This is a genomic window from Rubinisphaera margarita (assembly GCF_022267515.1).
Taxonomy (GTDB): Bacteria; Planctomycetota; Planctomycetia; order Planctomycetales; family Planctomycetaceae; genus Rubinisphaera; species Rubinisphaera margarita.
Window position 1 is genome coordinate 296,167 of record NZ_JAKFGB010000012.1, and the last position, 24,989, is coordinate 321,155.

Genomic DNA, 24,989 nt, shown 5'->3' on the forward strand with positions numbered 1-24,989 from the left:
CATGTCTCAAATTTGGAGATCCGCTCTGCTTCTGGCCGTTGTCGTATGCCAGTCGTCAGTCGAAGTTGCTGGTCAACAGCCCGGAGAGTCGATCGACTGGATCACCGTCGGGGGGGATCGCGGCTGCCAGCGCTATTCCGAGATGACTCAGATCACTCGCGAGAACGTCGGCCAGCTCGAGGTAGCGTGGACCTATCACACCGGCGAACTCGATCGCGTGCCACAGAAGATCATCGAATGCACGCCGCTGATCATCGATGGCGTGATGTACGTGACGACCGGACACCGACGTGTGGTCGCTTTGAAAGCCGACACCGGCGACGTGTTGTGGGAGTTTGATCCCATGGAGCTTGAGCATCCCTACCCTCTGGCTTCGGGCGGCGTGAATCGTGGACTCGCGTACTGGAAGGATGCGGAGAGCGGCAAGGAACGGATCTTTCACGGCATCTCCGACGGACGACTATTTTCTTTCATTCCCGAGACCGGCGAACTCGATCCGGACTTTGGGACTGACGGAGTCAAGGATCTGAGAGAGGATATCGATCGCGATCTGACCCGGCTTCCTTACGGACCGACCTCTGCCCCGGCGGTCTGTGGCGATCGCGTGATCCTTGGTTTCTCCTGCGGCGAAGGTCCCGGAGATGCCGCTCCGGGCGACGTTCGCGCCTTCGATGTTCATACAGGCAAACAAGTCTGGGCCTTCCGCACAGTTCCGGAACCGGGCGAGTTTGGCAACGAAACCTGGGACGGCGATTCATGGAAGAACCGCGGAGGGGCCAATGCCTGGGGCGGCGTAAGTGTCGATGAACAGCGGCAACTCGTTTTTTGCGGTCTCGGTTCGGCGGCGTTCGATTTTTATGGAGGCGATCGCAAGGGGCAGAACCTGTTCGCGAACTGCACCATTGCGATAGACGCCCGAACCGGTGAGCGAGTCTGGCACTTTCAGACCTTGCACCATGACCTGTGGGATCACGATCTGCCAGTCTATCCCAACCTTATCACTGTCGATCACGACGGCAGGAAGATCGAAGCCGTCGCGCAGGTGACGAAAACCGGTCACGTCTTCCTGTTCAATCGGGAGACCGGTAAGCCGCTCTTTGAAGTGGTCGAGAAGCCGGTGCCTGCGTCGGATGTTCCGGGAGAACAGGCCTGGCCGACCCAGCCGATCCCCGTCAAACCTCCCGCGTTCAGCGTGCAGCACTTCGATGAAACGAACGTAACGAATATTGGAAAAGAGAATCGCGACTTCGTACTGGAAAAGATGCAATCACTCAGACGGGGGCCGGCTTATAACCCGCCGAGCCTGGAAGGTACGGTCGTAATTCCCGGATATCATGGCGGGGCGAACTGGTCGGGAGCCTCCTACGATCCCGAGACCGGCCTGCTGTACGTGAACTCGAACAATGTGCCGAACATTCTCACACTGGCCAGGGCGGATGAGAAGGCACCCTACGACTATCAGCATCGGGGCTATATTCAATTTCTCGATCAGGAAGGCTATCCGGCGATTGAACCGCCATGGGGCCAGCTGAGTGCGATCGATCTGAATGCCGGAACAATTCGCTGGCAGGTGCCGCTCGGCGAGTATGCGGAACTGACGGCTCGAGGGATTCCGCAGACCGGAACGGAAACGTTTGGCGGAACAATCGTGACGGCTGGCGGGCTGGTTTTCATTGGCGGGACCAAGGACGAGAAGTTTCATGCGTTCGATAAACAGTCCGGCAAATTGCTCTGGGAACATCAGCTCGATGCCGGAGGCTATGCCACGCCGGCGACCTACGCAGTGAACGGGAAGCAGTACGTGGTCATCGCTGCAGGCGGAGCAGGCAAATTAAGGACACGCGCTGGAGACGCGTTTGTCGCCTTCGCATTGCCGAATTAGGTTGCCCTGCGACCGATCAACAGGCACTCAGTTGCTGATATGACGCTGGCACAGATTTCGCTTCGGAGATTCCATCAGCGGAATACCGCAATTTACGGGATCGGTTGATCCTGCCTTGTCGATATAATGTGCGTCGACGACTATCAAATCAGCAACGACGGAATTCCAGGGCGGGAAGAAATCTATGACACAGCCGCAATCGCATACGAACGGACAGAAGACGGCTGAACATTTGCGACTCGAAGAGAGTGTTAAACGGGCGGAGAACTGGAAGCGGTGGGGTCCCTACCTTTCCGAACGGCAATGGGGAACGGTCCGCGAGGATTACTCCGAGAACGGCGACGCCTGGGGCTATTTCCGTCACGATCACGCACGCAGCCGCGTTTACCGCTGGGGCGAAGATGGCCTGCTCGGTCTCACCGATCGCCAGTGTCGGCTGTGTTTCGCGGTGTCGCTCTGGAATGGACGGGACCCGATCCTCAAAGAGCGGCTCTTCGGCCTGACTGGGCCCGAAGGGAATCACGGCGAAGACGTGAAGGAGTGTTACTACTACCTCGACTCGACCCCGACACACTCTTATATGAAAGCTCTGTATCGCTATCCTCACGCCGAGTTTCCATATGCGGAACTCGTGGCCGAGAACGGAAAGCGGGGGCTGCACGATCGCGAGTACGAACTGATCGACACGGGCGTTTTTCGAGAGAACCGCTTCTTCGACATCACAATCGAGTACGCCAAAGAGAGCGATAACGACATCCTGATGCGGATTACCGCCAAGAATCAGGGGCCGGAAGCTCACGACCTGTGGATGTTGCCGACGTTCTGGTTCCGCAATACGTGGGTCTGGGGGTGTCATCACGAAGGCTGCTGGATGAAGCCGCGGATCCTCTCGGTGGATGAGAATTCCGTTGAGACACGACACGAATCGCTGCAGCCGTTTCGGTGTACGTTCAGCCCTTCCGCATCGGGCGAGGCGAGACCCCTGCTCTTCACCGAGAACGAAACGAACTCGGAGCAGTTGTTCGGAACTCCCAATGACTCACCGTATGTGAAGGACGCGTTTCATCGTTATGTGATCAACGATGAAAAGGATGCCGTCCATCCCAAGAAGCTCGGCACGAAAGTCGCGGGACTCTATCACAACACAATTCCTCCCGGCGGCGAGGTCGAAATCCGCGTTCGTCTGTCCGATGCGACTCGACTGGTCGAAGATCCACTCGGCAAGCCATATGAACAGACTTTTGCGAACCGAATCCGCGAAGCCGATGAGTTCTATGCCACAGTCATTCCGCCCCAACTCAGCGAGGAAGAGCGGAACGTGAGCAGGCAGGCGTACGCAGGGCTCCTGTGGTCGAAGCAGTTCTACCATTACATCGTCGACGACTGGCTCAACGGCGACCGGGATGTGGCTCCGCCCCCCGAGCAGCGGAAGCATGGGCGCAACTATCGCTGGCGGCATCTCTATGCCCGAGACATCATCTCGATGCCGGACAAATGGGAGTACCCGTGGTTTGCAGCGTGGGATCTGGCGTTTCACATGCTCCCCATGGCCAAGGTCGATCCCGTGTTCGCCAAGAAGCAGCTCATCCTGCTGCTCCGCGAATGGTATATGCATCCCAACGGTCAGCTTCCGGCTTACGAGTTTGCCTTTTACGATGTGAATCCGCCCGTTCACGCCTGGGCCTGTCTTCGTGTCTTCCAGATTACCGGTGGCAACGATCACCACTTCCTGGCCAAGGCATTTCAACGCCTGTTGTTGAACTTCACCTGGTGGGTCAACCAGATTGACGCGAACGGCGACAACGTTTTTGCGGGCGGGTTTCTTGGGCTGGATAACATCGGAGTCTTCGACCGCACGAAGGGATTGCCAGCCGGAGCCCAGTTGGAACAGGCCGACGGCACAGCCTGGATGGCGTTCTATTGCGGCACGATGCTCACCATCGCGCTGGAACTCGCACGCAACGATGAAGCGTATGCGGAGATGGCATCGAAGTTTCTCGATCACTTTGTACGCATCACCGACGCCATCAACTGCCTGGATGGAGACGGGCTCTGGGATGAAGACGATGCGTTCTACTTTGATCACCTGAGAATGGACGGTAAGTCGGTCCCGCTGAAAGTGCGTTCGCTCGTCGGGTTGCTGCCGCTGATTGCCGTGGTCATTCTCGATGAAGAATTGATCGACCGGCTCCCCTCTTTCCGCCGCAAGCTCGACTGGTTCATCAAGTTCCGCCACGACCTCGTCAAACACATCACGTTCGCCGAGCCCGATTCAAACAGTAATCGGATGCTACTGTCGATTCCTTCAAAGAAGCGTTTGAAGCGGGTCGCGGCTGTCCTGCTCGATGAAACCGAGTTTCTCTCGGATTACGGCATCCGATCGTTGTCGAGGAAGCACGAGAAAGAGCCGTTCGAACTGACCGTTCAGGGAGTCACACATCAGGTTGCTTATGTCCCTGGTGAATCGGACAGTTGGATGTTCGGCGGGAATTCCAACTGGCGGGGGCCGATCTGGTTTCCGATCAACTTCATGCTCATCGAAGCTCTCCGGCATTATCATGAGTTCTACGACAAAGAACTGACGGTCGAATGCCCGACCGGTTCCGGGAACTGGATCACACTCGACGAAGCGGCCGATGAGTTGATGTGTCGTCTGTCCAGGCTGTTTCTTCCACGCGCTTCAGACGGACAACGGCCTTCGATGGTGGAGTCCAAGAAGGATATCGACCCGGCTCTCTGGCAGCAGTATGTGCTCTTCCACGAATACTTCCATGGAGATACCGGCGAGGGACTCGGAGCCTCACATCAGACGGGTTGGACGGCTCTGATCACGACCTGTCTCGACATGCTGAGCCTGAATCGAGCGCAGAAGGAATCGGTCGAAATGTCGGCTTCAACGTAGCGAATCTGGACAGGCACTAAGTCGTTGATGCGACGGCGGCAGGTTGATGCCGTCGGTCGGCGGCGATCCACGGTTCCCATTGATCGCGGAGCTTCTGAAATGGCACTTCGACGCAGTAGTAGGATCCGCACGCCAGTAGAATGGTAAAGCCGACTCCGGCAAAGACCTCCAGCGGGAGCGAGCCGGTTCCGATCCTACGCCCCGCAGCCAGCCCCCAGGCATGATACAGGTACATGGAATAGGACAGAACGCCGAGAAATCGGATCGGTTTCCAGTCCAGCCATTTCCAACAGCCGCGATTGGAGAGCATGACGAGCTGAATCATCAGCAGGCCCATGAGCAGTGATTCGATCGTGAATCCGACGCTGTAATGAAAGGTCTCCGGCAACGCGTGCACGCCGACCAGAAGGGCGAATGTAAGGACGGGAGCCAGCCCCCCACAATGTAATGGTTTTGAGCAGCCGTTTCGGAAGGGAATCGCGAGTTCTAGAAAGGGAATCCGCGCATAAAAAAAGCAGAGACGAAAGATCGCCTCTGCTTTACAGTCCTGCACTGAGCTGCGTTTCAGCTTAACCGATTACGGGTTTCGCGGAGTGCGGGCAGGACGGTCGCTTTTCAGATTCTTGATCTGATTGCGGAATTCGTCTCCCTGCAGTTCAACATAGTCCGGACTCGTTACTTTCGGAGCCGCTTTCAACTGCTCAACGGTCATGTTGGTCGAAACTTCAAAGGCGTTGTCTTCGTTCAGGCGAAGCTGCAGAGCTTCAAAAGGAACGGCGACATAGTTCTCACCGACTCCCAGAGTACCGCCAAGGCCGATGATTGCGAATTTCACTTTGTGTTCCGCAGTATCAACGACGAGATCATCAATCTGTCCCTGATCTTCTTCTTCGTTTGGTGTGTTCAGATAAACGTCATTCAGGTTCGAGTGCAGCACGAGGCTACCAGCACGCCGTGCCTGAGCGTTTTCAGCCGACTTCGCACTGAAGTAGCTGCGGTTCTGTGAAATCCATGCAGTGTCGAAGAGTTCGGCATGGTTTTCTTTCTCAAGTTTCGGGGCTTCCGACAGTTTCTCCTGAGTCATCGAGATCGTCATGTAGCATTCCCGTTCGCCGTCTTCAGTCGTGCACTGACACTGAAGCGATTCGACAGGAATTGCGACCTGGCTTTCGCCCAGTCCGGCCAGCCCACCAACTCCGGCAATCACATACTGCACTTTGCCCTGGCGATTCATGACCAGATCGTCGACATTGGCGATCTGCTCGTTGTTTGCGTCCCGAATTCCAGCACCAATAATCTGGGAAGTCGGAACGTACTGCTGGGCTCCTTGACCTTCAGCGGCGGCGCGTGCGGGCTGTTCGGCATGGGCGGAGGTCATCAGTCCGAAAACCGCCATCATCGCAATGCCCGCTGTAACACTTTGTAGTCTCTTCATCATAGTCTCCTTCTGTCCGGGTCGAGTGTGTACGAACGCTGTTGGAGACGAAGGTGCACTTAGCATGCCAAGCAGGACAATCGACAGGATCGACGCCCCTCCCTCCTGTTCCAGAGGGAATGAGGGTGGCAAGGATGGCAGAGAGCCTCGAACGCAAGCACGAAAGTGTCCGCGAACTGTCCTATCGGGAAGCAGCGCGACTTCAAATCGATCAACTTGATGTCGACCGACGATGAGCGAGACCGATCTCGGTTTCAGCGAGCGGCAATTGCCTCAGGTGCCGCGGACCATTCTGCGACGACGGCGATTGCGGCGATAGCGATGAAGGAAGTAATCGCCATCCTCGGCTTCCGCGAAGAAGCTGCCGGATAGAAGTTTGTAGAAGAAGAGCAAGGTAAAGGCACCGGCAGTCGACACGACCGACCCAACAATGGAAACCGGGGAGATCACCAGGCCTTCCCAGAAAAAGGCGAGCACACCGCAGCCGATGACGCTTCCGCCAATTCCCATGATCATCGTCGAAACGGCTCCACCAGGATCGCGACCCGGCATCACTGCCTTGGCTGCCAGTCCCACCAGGGTCCCGAAGCCGACCCAGAGCAGCATCTCGTTGGCGGCCTGTTCAGCGATGGTCATGATCTGGTCTTGTGTCATCTTGGCACCCCTGATCGGCGTCGTTGAACGCGTCCCGCCCGTGGATTCTTTCTCTCTGGACATGGAGTCCATCAGCTCACGCGGATAAAATGCGTGAACCTGGCATTCTCAATAAGCCAGCACAAGTTTGCGTCGCGCAGCTGTATCGAAGGAGCCGCGAGGCTGCGGACCTGTGGTTAAGATCGGTTCGTTTCGATCTGAACTTTGTTGAAAATCTGACTGCTGCCGCGTATTATACGCGTGTATATATCGGGATTTTTCCTTAATCCATACACAAAGGATTGGTTAATGGCCAAAGCACGCTCACGGAATAACTCGTCTTCGTCGTCGTCCTCGGACAATGGCAGTCCCGGTAAAGTTCTCGATAATGCTCTGGGACAGATCGAAAAGGCATTTGGAAAAGGCTCGATCATGCGCCTTTCCGAGAATGCCGTGGATGATGTGAAAGGAATTCCCTCGGGAGCCCTTTCACTGGACCTGGCGCTCGGCGGAAAAGGCTATCCGCGTGGCCGAATCATCGAACTGTTCGGTCCGGAATCGAGCGGGAAAACGACGCTCGCACTGCACGCGATCGCCAGTGCCCAGAAACAGGGGGGCGTAGCCGCCTTCGTTGACGCCGAGCACGCTCTGGATCCTTCCTGGGCGAAACGTCTCGGCGTGAATCTGGAAGACCTGCTGGTCAGCCAGCCCTCCTATGGGGAAGAAGGTCTGCAGATCGCCGAGATGCTCATCAAGTCGAATGCGGTCGATATCATTGTTGTCGACTCGGTCGCAGCCCTGGTTCCGAAGGCCGAACTGGATGGCGAGATTGGCGATACGCACGTCGGCCTGCAGGCTCGCATGATGAGCCAGGCGATGCGGAAACTGACCGGTGCAATCGCCAAAGCGAAGACCACGGTCGTCTTCATCAACCAGATCCGCGAGAAGATTGGCGTGATGTTCGGTAGTCCGGAAACGACTCCCGGCGGACGTGCCCTCAAGTTCTACTGCTCCTGCCGCATCGACGTTCGCAAGATCAGCACGTTGAAAGAGGGAGAAGAAACGACCGGAATTCGCATGAAAGCGAAGATCGTGAAGAACAAGGTCGCCCCTCCCTTCCGAGTGGCCGAGTTCGACATGCTCAACACCTGTGGCATTAGCTACGAAGCGGATATTCTTGATCTCGCGGTGGGTGAGCGAGTCATCGAGCGATCGGGCAGCTGGTTCAGTTATGGTTCGACCCGACTTGGACAGGGACGGGAGAAAGCGCGCTTATTCCTCGTCGAGAATCCGGACATCACCACTGAATTGCGGCAGAAGATCCTGGACAAGAAGGGCTTTGAAGCGGCTGCAATCACCGGAGCGGAGGTGGAAGAGGAAGCGACCGTCGAGGCAGAAGAATAGCAATCCCCGAGTTGCCAGCCGGATTTGCCGATTCTCAGCGAGGCAAATCCGCCGCTCCTGGTGTTTAATGCGAAGAACGAACGACCCCGCTTTGCCGTTTTTTACGCACCAGGAGTATTCATGGTTTTGCCGCAGTCCCCATATGTAAGACGATTTGTCACCACTTTTTTTCTGACCCTCAGTGCGACGACTCTGTCCGCTCAACCAGATAACGCCAGCGGCAACCGGCCGACGTTGCGGGAAATGGACAGAAATCGGGACGGAAAACTGCAGCTCGATGAGATCCCCGAGCAGATGCGACCCTTTTTCCAGCGAGCCGATGCCAATAAGGATGGGGTAGTGACCCGAGAGGAGATTCAGGCGGCTCGCCAGCCGGGCCCGCAGAGTCGTCAGAGACAGTCCGAACGGGCGGTCGAAGAATTTCGGAATGTCGCTTACGTGAAAGGCGGCCACGAACGACAGACGCTCGATGTCTATGTGCCTGAGGGAATCGAAGGCAAGAATCCGGTCGTGGTCTGGATTCACGGAGGCGGATGGCAGAATGGAAGCAAAGATCGTTGCCCGATTCAGTATCTCCTCGATCATGGCTATGTCGTCGCCAGCATCAACTATCGGCTGAGCGGCCACGCGATCTTCCCTGCCCAGTTGCATGACTGCAAAGCGGCCATTCGCTTTCTGAAGGCGAATGCAGACAAGTATCACATCGATGCCGATCGGATCGGTGTATGGGGATCCTCGGCTGGTGGCCATCTCGTGGCCCTGCTCGGAACGACCGGAGATGCCCCGAAGACCGAAGGCGATCTCGGTGTGACTTTTGGAAACGGAGCCGTGCAGGCTGTCTGTGACTTCTACGGCCCCACGGATTTCCTGACGATGGATGAAAGCAACGTAAAATCACGCCTCCGGCACAATGCGCCAGGCTCTCCGGAAGCGAAACTGCTGGGAGGCGTTCCGACTCAAACTCTGGATCAGGCTCGGGCCGCCTCTCCTCTGACTTATATCTCTGCCGAGGATCCTCCTTTCCTCATCTATCACGGAGACAAGGATCCGGTGGTGCCCCTGGGGCAGAGTCAGGTTCTCGAAAGGCGGCTCGAAGAGACAGGCGTCCCGGTCGAATTGATCGTCGTTGCCGGTGGTGGCCATGGACCATTTCACACGCCAGAGATCCAGGAGAACGTTCTGAAGTTCTTCGACAGGATTCTCAAAGCAAAATAGCTGAGGGGATTGCTCGTCCCAAAAGAAAAAAACTCCGTGGAAGAGTGAGTCTTCCGCGGAGTTTTCGGTTTTCAGCAGTGCGTTTCCGCCTACCGCTCGCGATTGACGCGAGACGGAGCCGTCGTTTCAGCGGCTGGGGTCGCAGACTCGTTTTCCCGAGCCTTCGCAGTGGCCAGGGCCACGAGGTTCTGTGCAGCCAGCAGGTGTCCGTTGCTGAAGACGCGACGGGGACCAGCCGGTCCGTAGTTGTTTTCTGTCTTGGTGGCCAGGTCGCGCCAGCTCATGCCGCTGCTGATATTCCAGGCGGCTGCCTGAGCGACGTCTTTATTCACCCGACCGGTGCCGATCAGAGCGAGCAGCTGATGCAGTGATTCGTCGTCGGAGAATTCTTCCGGGCGGACGAGTTTGTAATCGGCTCGAGGAGTCGGTTCCTTCTTGCCATGTTCGAGGCAAACCGTATTCAGCGGAATGGCGATCATCTTCTGGGCCGGAATGGAAAAGAATCCTCCCCCTCCCCCGCCGCCCGCGTCGAAACCACCGCCAAAGCCAGTCTGTCCCCCACCGCCGACCGCCTGCTGTCCGCCACCACCGCCACCGCCGTCACCGAGTCCTCCGCCGAGTCCGTCATCGAACTGCGGAAGGATCTGAACGCCGACCAGTGCCGCTGGCATCTGAACCGAAACCGGCTGGTCGGTCTTGTTCTCGAGGAACAGCGTGCCGTCCTTCGAGTCTTTCATGATCATCGTGTAAGCGATGGTTTCCTCTTCGATACCAGCAAACAGCTCGACCTTTTCGGCGTCTGGATCGTAGGAAAGCTTCCGGATTGGCTGCTGACTCAGCTTGCCAGCCTGCGCCAGGGACATGGCCCCGAACGCGACGCAGAGCGCGGCTGCCAGTGAGAATCGGGATTTCATTGAATTCAGCAACATCATGAGAAAAACCTCGCGGTGATCGAGAACCAGCGGGACTGACATCGTCGCGATGACCACGTCCGCAGAGATTGAAGGCAGACGTACAGCGGGAAGTTTTGCGCGACCCTTCCCTAATGCTATCGTGCATTCTTCAGTGCATACAATGAAAAGTTTTTCCCGAATCTGGTTTTGCGGGAAACTTTTGAGCGTCGCTGCGGAATGTAACAGCAGAAACCCGAACCAGTTGTCGATTACCGGACTCGGCGCGATCCCCTTGCGTTACCGGACGGATGAGCACTTCTTTCCCGAAGCTGGTAACGAGGTTTACCTGACCGGACCGCGATCCAGTCCGATTGGTCGGAATGCAGCGATTTCCTTGATTCGTCTGTGTTTCTGGACGATACCGAATGCTGCGACGGTACCGTCTGTTTCAGCTGGGGGGACGGCACCCGATGAACAAAACAGGAGCCGAATTGACGGATTCGTGGCTCCGAAACCGACTTCCGTGTCGAGCTTGTCGCCGGGAGTCCGCGCAGTGGATCTCTTCCAGCTGCCTCAAGTTACGATACGGGATGAAGTTGGGCCAAATGTTTTTCAGGTTTCCTGCAACTGATCGTTTCTACCGAAGCATTGCTTCGATGATTGTCCTTGGGGGACTGGTCCAGGCCGTGGGCTGCCAGCACTCCAGGATGACGATTGGTCAAATCGACGAGACGCCGGGCACGTCGCTGGCGGAGTACGAAGACTTCTCGCTCAGCTATGAGACAGATACCGCCCCGCGATCCAAATCACTGATTCCCGGTCCAATTCGCACGGTGTCCGGCTCTCTGATTGACGGGAAGCCAGCCAGCGACGAGCGCTTCGCTGAGGAACGCTGGTCCCGGGCCCGGTTTCAATTGATCTATCCGCACCCCAGTGGCAATGCGGAAAAGGGGCTCGCCCGGCTTATCATCACCCGGCACTCGCCCATGGCTTCGAATGACGACGATTCGGCGTTCCCGTTGCAACGGCATGTCGCCGGACTCCTCGCCTCCGCCCGAGATACGCCGGGGCGCCTGCTTGGTTTTGGAGAAAGTCGAACGCCGCCAGTTTCTCATGGTGAAGAGATCTGGGAGCTCGATCTGCCTAAGGAAGAGATTGATATTCTGCTGGCGGAACTGTCCCATCGAGGGTTCTTCCAGAAGCAGGAACGGCCACGCGGTGAAGCTCTCGTGCGCGTCGAGATCGACAACGACCGAGTGTCGAAACGCTGGACGAACGAGCCGCGTCTCGAGGAACTCATGCTTCAAGTTTACAACGAGGGGCGACTGTCAGCGTTCGGTCGAAAAGCACCCGACACTCTACTGTCGAAAAATGGCCGGACTGCTGAAGCACTCGATCGACCTGTGACAAGCCGATCGAAGTCCTGATCACTGCGGTGGCATCTCCGCCGCAATCTCTTCCCACCGCTCGATCAACATCTGCAAACGTTCTGGTTCCCGGCGGGCCAGATCGTGCGTTTCTGAGGTATCGTTGCTCAGATTGAACAGCTCCCACTGCGGCTCGTTCCGTTTCCGGCTGTTATTAACGAGCTTCCAATCGCCCTTCCTCAATGCGGCTTTCTGATTCTGTCGCCAGAACAGTTCGTCGTGCGGCGGATTCGATTCCTCATCAGTGAGAAACGGCAGCAGATTCACGCCATCGGATCGACCGGCTGGAGCAACGATCCCGGCTGCGGCCAGAGTCGTCGGAAGGATATCCGTTGCACAGACAGGTTCATCGAACTGAGAACCAGCCGGGAGACGGCCGTTCCACTGCATGAGGAATGGCACACGGATACCGCCCTCGTACAGATCCCCCTTCTCTCCCCGCAGCGGGGCATTGCTCGAAGTCAACTCCCGTGTCGGACCCCCGTTATCACTGAGGAATACAATCAGCGTGTTGTCATTGAGGCCATTCTTCTGGAGAACCTTCAGGACCTCGGCCATGCTGTCATCCATGTTGGCCAGCATCGCGGCAAAGATGCGACGCTGGATGTCTTCGATGTGGCGGAACTTCCGCATGTAAGACTCAGCCCCCTGGAGTGGACTGTGGACGGCATTGTAAGCCACATACAGGAAGAACGGTTGATCCCGGGAACGTTCGATAAAACCGCAGGCTTCCCGGGTGATCGCATCGGTGAAGTACGCGGCTTCTTCGACCGGCTGGCTGCTTCTGAGGATCGGGTTGTTGGCATCGTAGGCCGGTTCAGCGTTCCCCATATGTGTCGAGAAGGTCGTTGATCCGATTGTGACGCGTCCCTCCGAGCCATCTGGCAGTCGCTTCACTCGCAACATGGTCGAGACGCCTTCGAACGGGGGTGGCACATAATAGTGTCCCTCGTGGAGGAAACCGAAGAACTCGTCGAAGCCTCGCCGCTGGGGATGGAATCGAGCCGTTCCTCCGAGATGCCATTTCCCGACCAGAGCCGTCTTGTAGCCGGCATCCTTGAAGTACTGGGCGAGCGTCTTTTCACTCACCGGAAGACCGACGTCAGGATCTTCATTCGCCGCACCGACCGGGTTCTTCTCGTAACCGAATCGCGACTGGTAACGACCGGTCATCAACGCTGCCCGGGAGGGGCTGCAATAAGACGCGGTGACATAGCCGGATGTCAAGCAGACACCGTTTCGTCGGATGGATTCAATGGCGGGTGTCGGAAAATCGAACTCGCTTCGCCAGGCGGACTCCGCGTAACCCAGATCATCCGCCAGAAAGACGATAACGTTGGGCCGCTGTTCCGTTGCCCGAAGAGCCGAGTCGGGACAGAGGGCTGACAGACAGCAGAGTATCGCGATGGCACGCATGAAGCTTCCCTGGTTTCGGAGAACCTATTTCTTGACCCGTCGACGATTTTCGAACGGGATCTGCGTCAACCCCTTCGGCTGCTCCTGGGCGGCATGAATTCGTTCGTGCAGCTGTTCCGCGAGCCGGCTCATAATGTCACGTGAGGCTTCATTGTTGGCCAGGTTCTTCATTTCTTCGGGATCGGACTCATGGTCGTACAGCTCTTTGCCGTCGGCTCCGTTTTCTCCCCACTCCGTGTATCGATAGCGGGCCGTGCGGATGCTGTAGCCGTTGCCGAAGTGACTAAGTGCTGAGGAGGGCTGTTCGCTGGCGGCATCGTTCAGAATTCCCGCGAGGCTGTCTCCCTGAACGGTTCCGGGAGCCTTGAGGCCACACAGGTCGGCCAGCGTGGGGTAGAAGTCGACCATTTCGACCGGTTCTCTCGCCACGCCGCCACGGTCCTCGACCCCGGGCCCGGCGATAATCAGTGGAACGCGGGTCGCATTTTCGAACAGTGTCGATTTCTGCCAATGGCCATGCTCGCCCATGTGATATCCGTGATCCGAGGTGAACACGACGACCGTATTCTGGTCCAGCCCCGTTATCTTCAAGGCATCCAGAATGCGCCCCACCTGAGCATCCGCAAACGTGATGGTCGCGTGATAGGCCTGAATCGCCTGCCGTGCGAGGTCATCGTCGAGATCAACCTGATGTTTCTTGGCTCGAATCGATTTCACTGCCGGTTGCGGGATCGTGTCCAGATAGCCGGCCGGGACTTTGGGAACTTCGATTTTGTCCGCCGGATACTTCCGGAAATAGTCGTGAGGCGCCACGTACGGCGTGTGCGGACGATAAAGCCCTACAGCCATGAAGAAGCTCTGCTTCGACTTCCTGTATCCCTTCAGCCGCTCGATCGCTTCATCAGCGGCGATTCCATCCGTCTGTTCCTGATCGGTCCCATCGGCGGACAACCAGCTCAGGGTGCCTCCGTAACTGCCGGGGACCAGGCTGAAGATCCTGTCCTGTTCGATCACGTCCCTCCCGCGCGGATTGACCGTAATGTCCCAGGAATACGGATCATCATGTCCGCTGGTTCCGATGTGCAGCGGCACGTTGTAGTGGTAGATTTTGCCGATTCGAGTCGCCAGATACCCGGCGTCACGAAACATCTGAGACATCGTCTTCACATTCGGAAGATGCTCCCGGATGTAAATCGCGTTCCGCTTCACCAGCGTCTGGTCGGGGTACAGGCCCGTCATGAACGAAGCGCGGCTCGGTCCACACAGAGCGAACTGACAATAAGCCCGATCGAAACGCACCCCCTGCTCCGCCAGTCGGTCAATATTCGGCGATTCGACGCGATCGTCTCCGTAGCAGCCCAGGTCGCAGTTCAGGTCGTCACAGATGATGAATAGAACGTTCGGGCGCGAGTCCTCCGCCCTGGCGGAAGGCGTTTGGGCAACAATGAATAACAGCGCCAGCGCGATCAGACGGCGAATCATCCGGGACTCCTCAGCTCTCTTGTTGACATGGCCTGCGGGGGGGAAGCCGGCATCAGCTCCTGCGATGAACGCAGGTATAAGTGATTGCTGATGGGAAAACAAGTGGCGGCCGAGATCGTACGCCGGTGGACCCAAAGCAGTCAGACGCTGAACGTCTGGGGTCCACGAAAGAAAGTCAAAGTGCCCAGAAGAGGATTCGAACCTCCACGGGGTATTAACCCCACCAGGCCCTCAACCTGGCGCGTCTGCCAATTCCGCCATCTGGGCAGGCACTTTGGACAGGCGAACTTTATCGCGGACTGGGCATCGAATCAACTCTCGACGGCCAAAGTTCAACGCGACCACGACTTTTCGACGCAGGATTTTATCGATCCTGCAAGAAACTCCCAACAGAACGCCCTCAAATACGTATGATTAAGTGACACCAAACCACAGGAAATGTTCAGCGGTATGTCTCAATCTGACACGGAAATTCTGCTCGAAGACCGAACTTCTTCGGTCAGCGACGCGAGGCTCGTCGAAGACGTCCGCCGCGGCGATCAGGATTCGTTCCGTCTTCTTGTCGAACGCTATGAAAGTCGCCTCTACCGGGTGATCTATCGATTCGTTCGCGATGACAGTCTGGCCGAGGATCTGGCTCAGGAAGCGTTCATCCGGGCTTATGAGAATCTGGATCAGTTTGATCTTTCTCGGCGGTTCGGTCCGTGGTTATTCCGAATTGGCGTGAATCTCACGCTGGATTATCTGCGGAAACGCAAACGCCGTGGCTGGACGTCCCTGTTCAGTGAGGTGAATCCCGACCAGCCACTGAATCCCGGCACAAGCGACCCCCGGGATAATCTCGATATCAATGAAGAGGTCAGTCGCGTCATGCAGGAGTTACCTGAGAAATACCGCTCGGTGCTTGTGCTTCGCGATCTGGAAAATTTTTCGACGGCAGAAATTGCGGCCATTATTGGTCGTAAGGAAGCCACAATCCGCTGGCGACTGGCCGAGGCTCGCAACCGATTCAAGGTGGCCTGGATCAAGCGGATGGGGGATCCGGCAAACGGATCCGAAATGGAAACTCAGGATGAGTCGGACTCCGAATAGGTTCGAGAGACGATTCAGGAAACAGTAAAGTATCAGGTGCGATTATGAGTTGTCATTGCGTTGAAAACCGGCAGCAGCTGGCTTTGCTGGTCGGCCGAGATGCGGTGGGGGATCTGCCGGAACATCTTCGCCGCAGCGTGTCCAGCTGTCCGCAGTGTCGCGAGTATTTTCGCGGTCTCTGCCAGTCGATGGCGGCGATCAATCATGTTCATGAGGAGGAAGTCCCTCATCTCCGGTGTTCTCTGTGGAATTCGCTGTCGAAGCGGCTGCCCGAGAAGCGGGTTCGCTCGAATGCGATGCAGGACTTGAAACGTCAACTGGTTCCGGTCTTCTCCATGACTGCGGCCTGCCTGGTGCTGGCGGTCGTCTTTCTCGACAGTCGGCCGACGGGCAATCGAATCTACCAGACCACCAGTGCCCGCGGCACGCAGGGGATGACATTGCCATTGATGCCAGTCCAGCAGTCCGCCCATTCAGGCTTCGACGGCGGAGTTTCTCTGATCGATGGTGCGATGATGTCCTCGCCATTGGCCACCCCGTCCTGGGAGGAGAATTCTTCCCCCTTCAACAGAGCCGAGGAACTGGAGCGGGAAGTATTTCTTGATAAGATGAGCGAAGATCTGCTTCGATTTCGCGAGCACTACAAATCGCTGCGTCCGTAGAGCTGTTCCCCTGATGGCGTAGCTGTCCTTTGTGTCCCCCCCTGTGTTTTGGGGAGGATTAACTCGCGGACATACGGTCGAGCGATTCGTTCCCGGTTTGATAGAGACATCTACGGAATAATCAAAATGCCACTGTTTGAGTATCGCTGTTCGGATTGCGATTCAGAGTTCGAACTCCTGGTGCGGACTTCCGGCGATGCGGAGTGTCCCACCCACCTGTGGAACCAGGACACTTGAAAAGCTGCTGAGCGTTCCCACGGCTCGTGTGAACCAGTTGCCCATGGCCGGTGGCTGTCCCCCTTCGGACGCCCCGCCCTGCAATCCGCATTGTAGCCGTCTGCCGCAATAGCTCGCTCACGGTCTGCAATTATTTCGAATTCGAATCGCCAGCTGGTTCTCCTGCTGGCGATTCTTCGTTTCCACCGAGCCAGCGAGCCGAGAATGCTTCCAGTTCTTCCAGCCGAGCGGCGGGAATGGTCTCGCTCCCATTGGTCTTTAGCCATGCCAGATCGTCACCGGCGGTCGCCGATTCCCGTTCTCGTATGGCGATCAGGCACCGGAGATAACGGTGTTCGAGCTCGTTGTCCGTATCGACCGCGACGAGCAGATTCAGGTAGCGCAAGACCCCCGAATAGTCCTGCTCCTGTTCGGAGATTCCCTGAAGGTTGCGGATCATCCGAACCAGGATCTGTCGTTCGGACTGAGGTTCAAGATACTTCTCGTTCCACGGAAGCTGATGTTCTCCTTCGACTCGGGAGATGGCATCGATCAGCCCCAGTTTCTGACCTCGGTCGAAGACATCGAGCAGGTCCCCCGGCTCGCCATCGACGAACTGTCTGACGACAAAATGCCCCGGCAGACCGATGCCGCGAACGTCGAGCCCCAACCGTTCCGCCATGCCGATGTAGAGTGAGGAAAGGGTGATCGGAAGTCCTTCACGATCATCAATCACCTCGCTGAGGTAGCTGTTGGACTTGTGATAATAATTGGTCCGGCTGCCGTGGAATCCGCTTTCCTCGAACAGGTATCGATCGAGCAGTTGCCGTTTCGCGACCTCATCCCCATCGGAATCTTCCGCCAGTTCGCGAACGTCGTTCACCATCGACTCAACGGACTGAAGATAGCTGTCGACATCGATTTCCGCATTGTCGTAACGGGCCAGCAGCAAACCGAGGGTGACCACATCGGCGTCAGCTTCCTCCAGCTCGGAGAGAATCTGTTCCGAGACCTGCATCTCATGATTTCGCCGGCGAAGCTTACGAAGTTCCCTCGCTCGCTGCTCGAGCTCTTCGGCCAACTGGTCGAGTTCGCTCTGCACACCAACAGGCATTTCCCGGATCCGCCGCAGCGTTTTCGGAGCAGTCAGCTCGCCTGTGGTCGTCTTCTCAACCAGGCTGAGAAGCTCTGCCCGCACTTCAGGTTCAAGCCCCGATTCCTGAAGGGATTCTCCAACCTCGAAGCCGCGGAACTCGGCGGAGGTGTCGCGAAACTTGGCCAGCCCAACGTGGATATTCTCAGCAGGTGTCCGATTCCGCATTTCGGCAACCAGTTGCTCATTGCAGAAACAGCGGACGTGATAGTCATCGATCGAGACAAGTAGCTCGTTCCACTCGCCGGGACGATAAGCCGGCGTCGAGATCTCTTCCAGAATCTGCCAGTTGTAAACCGAGGGGCCGGCAAACCTCGTCAGACGCAGGTTCCCTCCACTTGGGTAGAACCCGAACTGGTGGTCGCGGTCCTCAGCGTCGAAGATCAACCCGGCTGCTCCGGATTCGTCGCCGAGTTTCACCAGGACGCGGACCTCATACTTCGTCACCGAAGGCGGTTCTGTTTGCGACAGACAGACCGAACGTCCCCCAAATCCGGAGCCCGTGCCTGAGACGAGAATCCGTCCTGCCCGTTGTGTCCAGCTGGCCCCCATGTGTTCCTGCCAGTGTTTCGGATTGAGGCGGCCAATCGTCGTCCAGCGAGCGAGTGTGACAGGATTCGGCTTCTCCAGAATCGACTGCAATTCCGAGATCGGCATCGCGAAGCCGATGCTGTTCGAGGAGGCGCTCTTGTAGGTGATCACGCCGATGACCTCCCCCTGTTGATTCAATAACGGGCCCCCGCTGTTTCCGTGGTCGATTGGCATCGAGACCTGAATCAGTTCGCGTCCGTTAATCTCTTCGGTTCCGGAAACAATTCCCGTGACCAGTGAATTCCGGTAGCCGCGGGGATGTCCAATCGCCGCGACGTCGTCGCCCTGCTCGACTGTCTTGCCAAGTCGTAACGGTTTCAGCTTCTGGCCCTTCAGTGATTCCGGAGCGACTTTGAGAATGGCGAGGTCGGCCAGTTCATCGCTGGCGTAGATTGATTCGATGTCATAGCTTGAGCCGTCAGCGAACTCGATCTCGATGGGGCGAGCCTCTCCAAGCACGTGCCGATTGGTCGCGATCAAACCCTGCTCGTCGATCACGAATCCGGTTCCCATGCCGAGTTGTTCGCCGTTGCGATCGAGATGGGTGATTGTCACGATCGACCCGCGATACTCTTCGGCAATCGCTTTGAACGACCGTTGCTCGGCTGCCTCGACCGGCTGCGCTTCGGTGTTGTCTTCCGCCTGAAGTAGGCCTGGGGGCAGCGTCAGGCAGAGAGCGAGAAGCAAAAGCAGAGATTGGCCGTAATAACGATACTGTGACATAATCAGTCCAGACCCCTGTTAAACAGGAACAGTCTTTGCGAAAAGGGCGGAACGCGCGCTTCCCATTTTCAATCGCCGCCATGAAAAAAGCCAGCCCGGGGGATCGGCTGGCTTGAGTGAGCGGAGGCGATTCTCCGGCTTACTTCTTCAGTTCTCGTTCGATGGTGGCGATCACCTGATCCGAGTTTGGCTGCACGCCTGTCCGGAATCGAGCCACCACTTTGCCGTCTTTCCCGATCAGGAACTTCTCAAAGTTCCAGCGGATATCACCCGCGTGTTCCGGGCTGGCTTCTTCCGAAGTCAGATGCTTGTAGAGCGGCGAAGCATCGTCGCCATTCACGTCGATCTTGGAGAACATATCGAACGTCACGCCGTAGTTCGACGTGCAGAACTCCTGAATCTGAGCAGCCGTGCCTGGCTCCTGCTTTCCGAACTGATTGCACGGGAAGCCGAGAATGACCAGACCTTTATCGCTGTACATTTCGTGGAGCTGCTGAAGCGTTTCGTACTGCGGAGTGGCTCCGCAGCGGCTTGCGACGTTGACGATCATCACGACCTTCCCTTTGTACTTGGAAAGGTCGACCTTTTCGCCGCTCAGCGACGTGACTTCATAACTGAGTGGGCTTTCGGGAGCTTTCGCGGAAACAGGCGACGCAGAAAAAACCGTCGCAACGGCGGCGAGCATCAGCAGACTGTACTTCATCGGTAGCTTTTCCTTCCGGACCAGAGCCGGGCGAATGAATGGGGACCTTCGCGGAGCAGCGACCTGCCTTGAGAACAGACGGCTGCCATTTCGACGATTGATTCTAGTCGTGTGACTCAACAGGACAACCAGCAGATTAGTTGGCTGAGGCCTGCTGAGCTCCCGCCATCTGCTTTTCGACGCGCTGGTGGTGAGCCTTGAGGACTGCCACCAATTGCTCAGCCTGTTTGGCTGCTGCAGCCAGTTCGGCCTGCTTCTTCTTCTCGTCCTCCGTTACCGGGGCGGCCTTCTCCATCTCGGCCAGTTGCTTCTTCAGCGCGGGAACGCTCTGATTCAGCTTGGCGATACTGGCGTTAGCCGTGTTGACCTCCTGCTCTGCAGTCTTGACGGCCGCTGTTTGTTCGCCAGCGGACTTTTGAGCAGCGGCCAGTGCCGGTGCGTTTTCCTGCTGGCTCTTCTGAGTGGCCTGGACTTTCGCCACAGCGGCCTGATGAGCCTGATTGGCAGCTGCGAGCGTCTGATTCGCGGCTTCGGCTGCTTTCTGGGCTTCCGCCAGAGCGGCTTTCGCCTGAGCCAGTGCATCCTGAGCGGACTCGCCCTGCTTTTCCAGCTCCTGGATCTGGGCGGTAGTGTCGGTCACTTTCTTATCGGCCGCCTGCTTGGCAACTGTTGCCTTGTCGATCGCATCTTTCTTCGCCGCGACATCCTTCTGTTCGGCAGCCAGAGTTTTAGCGAGTTGATCGCGATTGCCGGAAAGCTTGGCCACATCGGCATTGGCTTTCGTCAGCGCGGCCTTCGCTGTGTCCACTTTCTTCTGGGCAGCCGCTTTCTGCTCGTTAGCAGTCTTCAAGGCCACTTCCTGGCCGGCGATTTCTTTCTTCTTTGCCTCTACGCTCTGGGAGCGGGCGGCGATCTTGGCATTGAGTGCGGCAAGTTCCTTCGTCGCAGCTTCCTGTTTCTTGCTCTGTTCAGCCAGATTGCCTGTTACCTGCGACAACTGCTGGGGCAGGTCAGCCGGATTGGGAGCCAGAGTGAAGAGCTGAGTTCCGGTGGTTGTATCCCAGACGCGGACCTCTCCCGTCCAGTCGCCGCCCAGAGCACGCTTGTTCTCAGCGTCGTAGGCCACTTCAAGACCCAGATCCCGGAAGTCGCCGAAGGACTTGATTTCTTTCCCGTCAAGTTGCCACAGCTTCACTTTACGATCGCGACCGATCGAAATGATGTTGCCATCCCGGGTAAAGTCCATGGCCGAGACCCCACCGCCGTGGGCGTTCCAGCGTTTTACTTCGTTTCCGTTGTTAAGCTCCCAAAGGCGAATCGTTCCGTCTTCGCTGCAGCTGCCGAGCATGTTCGAGTCTGGACGCCAGGAGACATCCGTGATCGGCCCGGAGTGCCCCTTCAGGCTCAGGTACTCGTTTCCAGTGAGCGATTCCCAAAGCTGCATGCCGTTACTGCGATCCGCAGTCGCCAGCAGCACACCGTCCGGAGAGAACTCGACGGCCAGAACCCAGTCGGTATGCTTCTTCTTCTCGTAAAGCAGCTCACCGGTCTGCACGGAGTGAACACGAATCAGACGCTTTGGCCCCGAGAGTGCGACCAGAGCATGGTCGGAACTGATATCCGCGGCCAGAACGCTGTCGTATTCATTGCCGATCTCTGCAACGCGGTTGCCGGTCTTGATATCGAAGACAATCACTTTGCCCGATGCACCGCCGCGACCGCCGCCAGCCATCAGCAACTGACCGTTGCGGCTGAACTTCAGGATCTGTGGCACGCCTTCGGGGAACGGCAACACGCCGGCCAGCAGGCCCGTGCTCGTGTTATACAGAACGATCTGTTCGAATCCGGAGACCGCCGCCAGCGGAGCCCACGGGCTGGTCGCCAGTGCGGTGATGCTGTTCGCGTGTCCGTAAACATGAACCGGATCGAGTGTCAGCGATTCGGGTGGCATGACGGGTGCGTCTGCCGGACGTTCGGTGGAGATCTCGATCTTCGCCAGCTCGTTCTTCTTCTTGACAACTTTGCTGCCCTGGTTTTCCAGAGCGCCCATGTCGATCCAGTCGCGGATCAGAGCGAGTTCAGCTTCGGGCATCTTCGGCTGGTTCGGCGGCATGAAAGGCTCGGACTCATGCGCGATCACCATGTAGAGATACGACGAGGAGGCATCGCCCTGCTCGATCACATCGCCGGATCCCCCCCCCTGCATCATGCCGACATAGGTGTCGAGAACGAGGCCACCTTTCTGATCGTTGCCGTTGTGACAGGAACCACAACGCTGGCGAAAGATCGGAAGGATGTCGTCATCAAAGGTGATCTTCTTGGCCGGTTTTTCTTCTTCGTCCGCAGCACGGACTTCGGAAAAGCCGAATCCCAGACCAAAAATGGTCACAAGGAGAAGGAGAGGCTTCATCGGACGATCAAGGCCTTGTGGGGAGGCGAGAAATTTCATGAGGACGTTCCGAGGATGTGCTCGACGCGGAGCGATTATTGGAGAGATTCAGACCACGTTGGCATCGGCGAGAAATCGAACTCTGCTGCAGGCGGGAGCCGACGAGCGTCCCGCTCATCAGAACAAAAATGGCGAGTCAGACTTCAGGGACCGATTAGAGCGGCTTGTCGTTGTATGGTTTCAAAATCAGTCGGTCGTGCCGTAAGACGACACGACCGACCGGATCAGAATCAGTGATTAAACAGGAACTCTCGGCTGTTCAGAAGTGCCCAGAAGACATCTTCACAGGCCTGCTGATAACCCTTCTCATCCGCGAACAACGGACGAAGTTTCGTCAGTTCCGATTCCAGCGGCTTACGCGACAGACACCGGATATAGAGTTCGGTGATGACCTCGTCCGCCGGGGTCTTGTTCTGCACAAACGTCTTGATGACGTCGCCGCTCTTGATCTTGCTGTTGACCGTATCTCCATTGAGCAGGTGCAGAGCCTGCGACAACGATGGTTCCATCTTCACTTCACAGGAGCAGACGGTTTCGCGAGTGGCGCGACCGAATGTCGTCAGGAAGTAGGTGGAGGTTGAGCCATCAGCAATCTGGGTCGCCTTGGAACCAAGCGGCAGACCGCGGAACTTGTCCTTGGTATTCGTCACCTGACTGATGATATCCAGAGCAGACTCGGCTTTGATGCGTCGGGTGTTCTGGTGGGCGAAGTTCTTCTCATCGGTCGCATTGGACTCGTTACGTTCCGTTGATCGCTGATAAGTCTTCGAGTTGCAGATCTCACGAATCAACTGACGGTAGTCGTAACCCGATTCCGTGAACCGTCGGGCCAGTTCCTTAAGCAGTTCCGGATTCGAAGGCGGATTGCTGACACGGATGTCATCAACCGGATCGATGATCCCGATGCCGAAGAAATGATGCCAGATGCGGTTGGAGAAGTTTTCCGCAAAGAACGGATTGTCTGGCGAAGCCAGCCATTCGGCCATCACTTCCCGACGATCCGCACCGCCTTTGATTTCCGGTTGACCACCACCCAGGAAGACCGGGACGGCATTCTGGTTTGTGACCGGATGTTTAACTTCGCCACCACCACGGTTGTAAATGATGCTCTCACGGTAATCTTCAGCCGGTTTACGGCCGATCTGCGAGAAGAATGCGGCGAAACTGTAGTAGTCGTTCTGTGTCCAGCGGTCGAATGGGTGGTTGTGGCACTGGGCACACTGAATCCGCATTCCCATGAAGACCTGGGCGACATTCTCGGCGACCTTGAGGTTGTCGCGTTCGAGTTCGTAGAAGTTGGTCGCCGGATCGGTGAATGTTCCGCCGTTGCAGGTCAGCAGTTCTCTGGTCATCTGATCGAGCGGCACGTTCTTCGCGATCTGCTCGGCCAGCCAGTTGTAGTACAGAACGATCGATTTGTAGCTCACCTGATTGTTGGACCGCATCATGAGCCATTCGGCCCACTTGGAGACCCACAGTTCGGTGAATTCTTTGCGTTCAATCAATTCATCGATCAGCTTGGCCCGCTTGTCCGGGGCGGTATCAGCGACGAACGCGTTGAACTCTTCCGGGGAAGGGACCTGACCAACAAGGTCGATGTAGGCACGGCGAATGAAAACTTCGTCGCTGCAGACCGGCGACTGATTCATACGCAGCTTCTTGAGTTTCTCGAGCACGAACTCGTCGACGTAGTTCGAGGGCTGCTCTTTTGAGGCTTCGTAGACGAGCCCCTTCGGGAGCACGATTACCTGCGAGCCGACGGTGTGCGTTGCGAAACGGGCCATTACGAACGCTTCGCCCCGCTTGCCGGCGGTGATCAAGCCGGAGAGTTTGTCAACGGTCGCGGAGTTGTCATTGCTCGACTGGAACAATGCCAGGCTGGTCACATCCCGTTCGGTCCCGTCCGAGTAGTGAGCGAGGACGGTCAACTGCTGTAGAGCGCCTGCTCCATCCAGAACCGCCTGTTCCGGGTAGAGCGAGATCGAATCGCAGTAAGGAATGTCAGCCGGATCTTTCGGGCACTGGTTCGCGATCCATTCGATCATGTCTTTCGCGTAGGGCGAATCTGTTTCGAAGCACTTGCCACCTGTGTGCGGAACCGAACCGGTCCCCTTCTGAACCAGCAGGCTGGCTTCGGGGACACCGAGATTGATGCGGCGGCCCAACTGCTCCCGGGTAATGCGATGGTGGTCGCCATCCGGATCGTAACCAAACAGCGACAGCATGAAACCGTCTTTACCGCGGGCGGCGCCATGGCAACTCCCGGTATTACAGTTCGCCTTCATAAAGACAGGCATGACATCGAGCTTGAAGCTGACCGGACGCGGCGCCGTCGCTTCCACAACCTTGACCGGTGCGGAAGCTTTCTCGCCGTTGAAGGTACATTCGAGTGTCGCGGAGCCATCCGCAACCGGATAGAGCATCGCTCCATCGATCCGCGCACAGGCTGCGCCGACCAGTTTCAACTCGGCCTTGGCTGTGACATCTTCGGTCACCCCGTCGGCGTAAACCGCCTGGACGACGATGGACTGCTTGTCCTTCGCGGTCTTCAGGTTCACCTGGGGAGGATAGAGTCCAATTTTAACGAGCGACCGGTCTTCGGCCGCCTGGGTTGCGGCAAACGAAGCCAGGCACACTGCGAACAGTGCGGCAATCGTCGTGATGCGGGCTTTAACGTTCATCGGTGTGATCCTTTTTGATCTCACGATATC

General features: G+C 57.1%; 18 protein-coding genes and 1 tRNA gene. 8 read left to right on the forward strand and 11 right to left on the reverse strand.

Annotation, left to right across the window (positions count from 1 at the left end; genetic code table 11):
* Nucleotide 1 precedes the first annotated feature (1 nt).
* Together L1A08_RS09745 and L1A08_RS09750 are read left to right on the forward strand one after the other, a co-directional pair.
* Nucleotides 2-1,882 carry a pyrroloquinoline quinone-dependent dehydrogenase gene (locus L1A08_RS09745; RefSeq protein WP_238756150.1) on the forward strand — a complete coding sequence of 627 codons (1,881 nt, stop codon included), beginning with the start codon at nt 2-4 and terminating at the stop codon, nt 1,880-1,882.
* A gap of 184 nt (nt 1,883-2,066) precedes the next feature.
* A complete protein-coding gene (locus tag L1A08_RS09750; protein WP_238756151.1) occupies nt 2,067-4,784 on the forward strand; it encodes an MGH1-like glycoside hydrolase domain-containing protein in 2,718 nt (905 codons plus the stop codon).
* A gap of 16 nt (nt 4,785-4,800) precedes the next feature.
* On the opposite strand, the gene L1A08_RS09755 is transcribed toward L1A08_RS09750, so the two are convergent.
* From L1A08_RS09755 to L1A08_RS09765, 3 genes are all read right to left on the reverse strand, one after another.
* Nucleotides 4,801-5,337 (reverse strand): acyltransferase family protein, encoded by a 537-nt coding sequence (locus L1A08_RS09755; RefSeq protein WP_238756152.1) that lies wholly within the window; start codon nt 5,335-5,337, stop codon nt 4,801-4,803.
* Nucleotides 5,338-5,361: 24 nt separating this feature from the next.
* Nucleotides 5,362-6,219: a PRC-barrel domain-containing protein gene (locus L1A08_RS09760; protein ID WP_238756153.1), complete on the reverse strand. Its 858-nt coding sequence runs from the start codon at nt 6,217-6,219 to the stop codon at nt 5,362-5,364.
* 273 nt (nt 6,220-6,492) lie between these two features.
* Nucleotides 6,493-6,873: a GlsB/YeaQ/YmgE family stress response membrane protein gene (locus L1A08_RS09765; protein WP_238756154.1), complete on the reverse strand. Its 381-nt coding sequence runs from the start codon at nt 6,871-6,873 to the stop codon at nt 6,493-6,495.
* Between the two features lie 288 nt (nt 6,874-7,161).
* Between L1A08_RS09765 and recA the strand changes: the two genes are divergently transcribed.
* Nucleotides 7,162-8,256, forward strand: a complete 1,095-nt coding sequence (gene recA / locus L1A08_RS09770; RefSeq protein WP_238756155.1) for a recombinase RecA — start codon at nt 7,162-7,164, stop codon at nt 8,254-8,256.
* A 243-nt stretch (nt 8,257-8,499) separates the two neighbouring features.
* A complete protein-coding gene (locus tag L1A08_RS09775) occupies nt 8,500-9,471 on the forward strand; it encodes an alpha/beta hydrolase fold domain-containing protein (protein WP_238756157.1) in 972 nt (323 codons plus the stop codon).
* Nucleotides 9,472-9,560: 89 nt separating this feature from the next.
* On the opposite strand, the gene L1A08_RS09780 is transcribed toward L1A08_RS09775, so the two are convergent.
* The gene (locus L1A08_RS09780) at nt 9,561-10,403 is read right to left on the reverse strand and encodes a hypothetical protein (RefSeq protein WP_238756159.1); all 843 of its coding nucleotides are present in this window, start codon (nt 10,401-10,403) and stop codon (nt 9,561-9,563) included.
* A gap of 617 nt (nt 10,404-11,020) precedes the next feature.
* On the opposite strand from L1A08_RS09780, the gene L1A08_RS09785 reads away from it, so the two are divergent.
* A complete protein-coding gene (locus L1A08_RS09785) occupies nt 11,021-11,791 on the forward strand; it encodes a hypothetical protein (RefSeq protein WP_238756160.1) in 771 nt (256 codons plus the stop codon).
* On the opposite strand, the gene L1A08_RS09790 is transcribed toward L1A08_RS09785, so the two are convergent.
* The 3 genes from L1A08_RS09790 to L1A08_RS09800 form a co-directional block, all read right to left on the reverse strand.
* Nucleotides 11,792-13,207: a sulfatase-like hydrolase/transferase gene (locus tag L1A08_RS09790; protein WP_238756162.1), complete on the reverse strand. Its 1,416-nt coding sequence runs from the start codon at nt 13,205-13,207 to the stop codon at nt 11,792-11,794.
* 24 nt (nt 13,208-13,231) lie between these two features.
* Complete coding sequence (locus tag L1A08_RS09795; RefSeq protein ID WP_238756163.1) at nt 13,232-14,689, reverse strand: sulfatase; 1,458 nt, start codon at nt 14,687-14,689, stop codon at nt 13,232-13,234.
* 181 nt (nt 14,690-14,870) lie between these two features.
* Nucleotides 14,871-14,956, reverse strand: a tRNA-Leu gene (locus L1A08_RS09800).
* Nucleotides 14,957-15,139: 183 nt separating this feature from the next.
* Between L1A08_RS09800 and L1A08_RS09805 the strand changes: the two genes are divergently transcribed.
* The 3 genes from L1A08_RS09805 to L1A08_RS22970 all read left to right on the forward strand — a co-directional run bounded on the left by L1A08_RS09805 (nt 15,140) and on the right by L1A08_RS22970 (nt 16,680).
* Nucleotides 15,140-15,781: an RNA polymerase sigma factor gene (locus tag L1A08_RS09805; protein WP_238756164.1), complete on the forward strand. Its 642-nt coding sequence runs from the start codon at nt 15,140-15,142 to the stop codon at nt 15,779-15,781.
* A gap of 44 nt (nt 15,782-15,825) precedes the next feature.
* Nucleotides 15,826-16,443 carry a hypothetical protein gene (locus L1A08_RS09810; protein WP_238756165.1) on the forward strand — a complete coding sequence of 206 codons (618 nt, stop codon included), beginning with the start codon at nt 15,826-15,828 and terminating at the stop codon, nt 16,441-16,443.
* A gap of 126 nt (nt 16,444-16,569) precedes the next feature.
* On the forward strand, nt 16,570-16,680 hold the full coding sequence (locus L1A08_RS22970; RefSeq protein WP_390896855.1) for an FmdB family zinc ribbon protein: 111 nt from the start codon (nt 16,570-16,572) through the stop codon (nt 16,678-16,680).
* Between the two features lie 130 nt (nt 16,681-16,810).
* Here the strand turns inward: L1A08_RS22970 and L1A08_RS09815 are convergent, their stop codons facing one another.
* From L1A08_RS09815 to L1A08_RS09830, 4 genes are all read right to left on the reverse strand, one after another.
* Nucleotides 16,811-19,126: a transglutaminase family protein gene (locus L1A08_RS09815; protein ID WP_238756166.1), complete on the reverse strand. Its 2,316-nt coding sequence runs from the start codon at nt 19,124-19,126 to the stop codon at nt 16,811-16,813.
* A 139-nt stretch (nt 19,127-19,265) separates the two neighbouring features.
* Nucleotides 19,266-19,829: a glutathione peroxidase gene (locus L1A08_RS09820; RefSeq protein WP_238756167.1), complete on the reverse strand. Its 564-nt coding sequence runs from the start codon at nt 19,827-19,829 to the stop codon at nt 19,266-19,268.
* Between the two features lie 136 nt (nt 19,830-19,965).
* Nucleotides 19,966-22,239 carry a c-type cytochrome domain-containing protein gene (locus tag L1A08_RS09825; RefSeq protein ID WP_238756169.1) on the reverse strand — a complete coding sequence of 758 codons (2,274 nt, stop codon included), beginning with the start codon at nt 22,237-22,239 and terminating at the stop codon, nt 19,966-19,968.
* 269 nt (nt 22,240-22,508) lie between these two features.
* The gene (locus L1A08_RS09830) at nt 22,509-24,959 is read right to left on the reverse strand and encodes a DUF1549 and DUF1553 domain-containing protein (RefSeq protein WP_238756170.1); all 2,451 of its coding nucleotides are present in this window, start codon (nt 24,957-24,959) and stop codon (nt 22,509-22,511) included.
* Between the last annotated feature and the right edge of the window lie 30 nt (nt 24,960-24,989).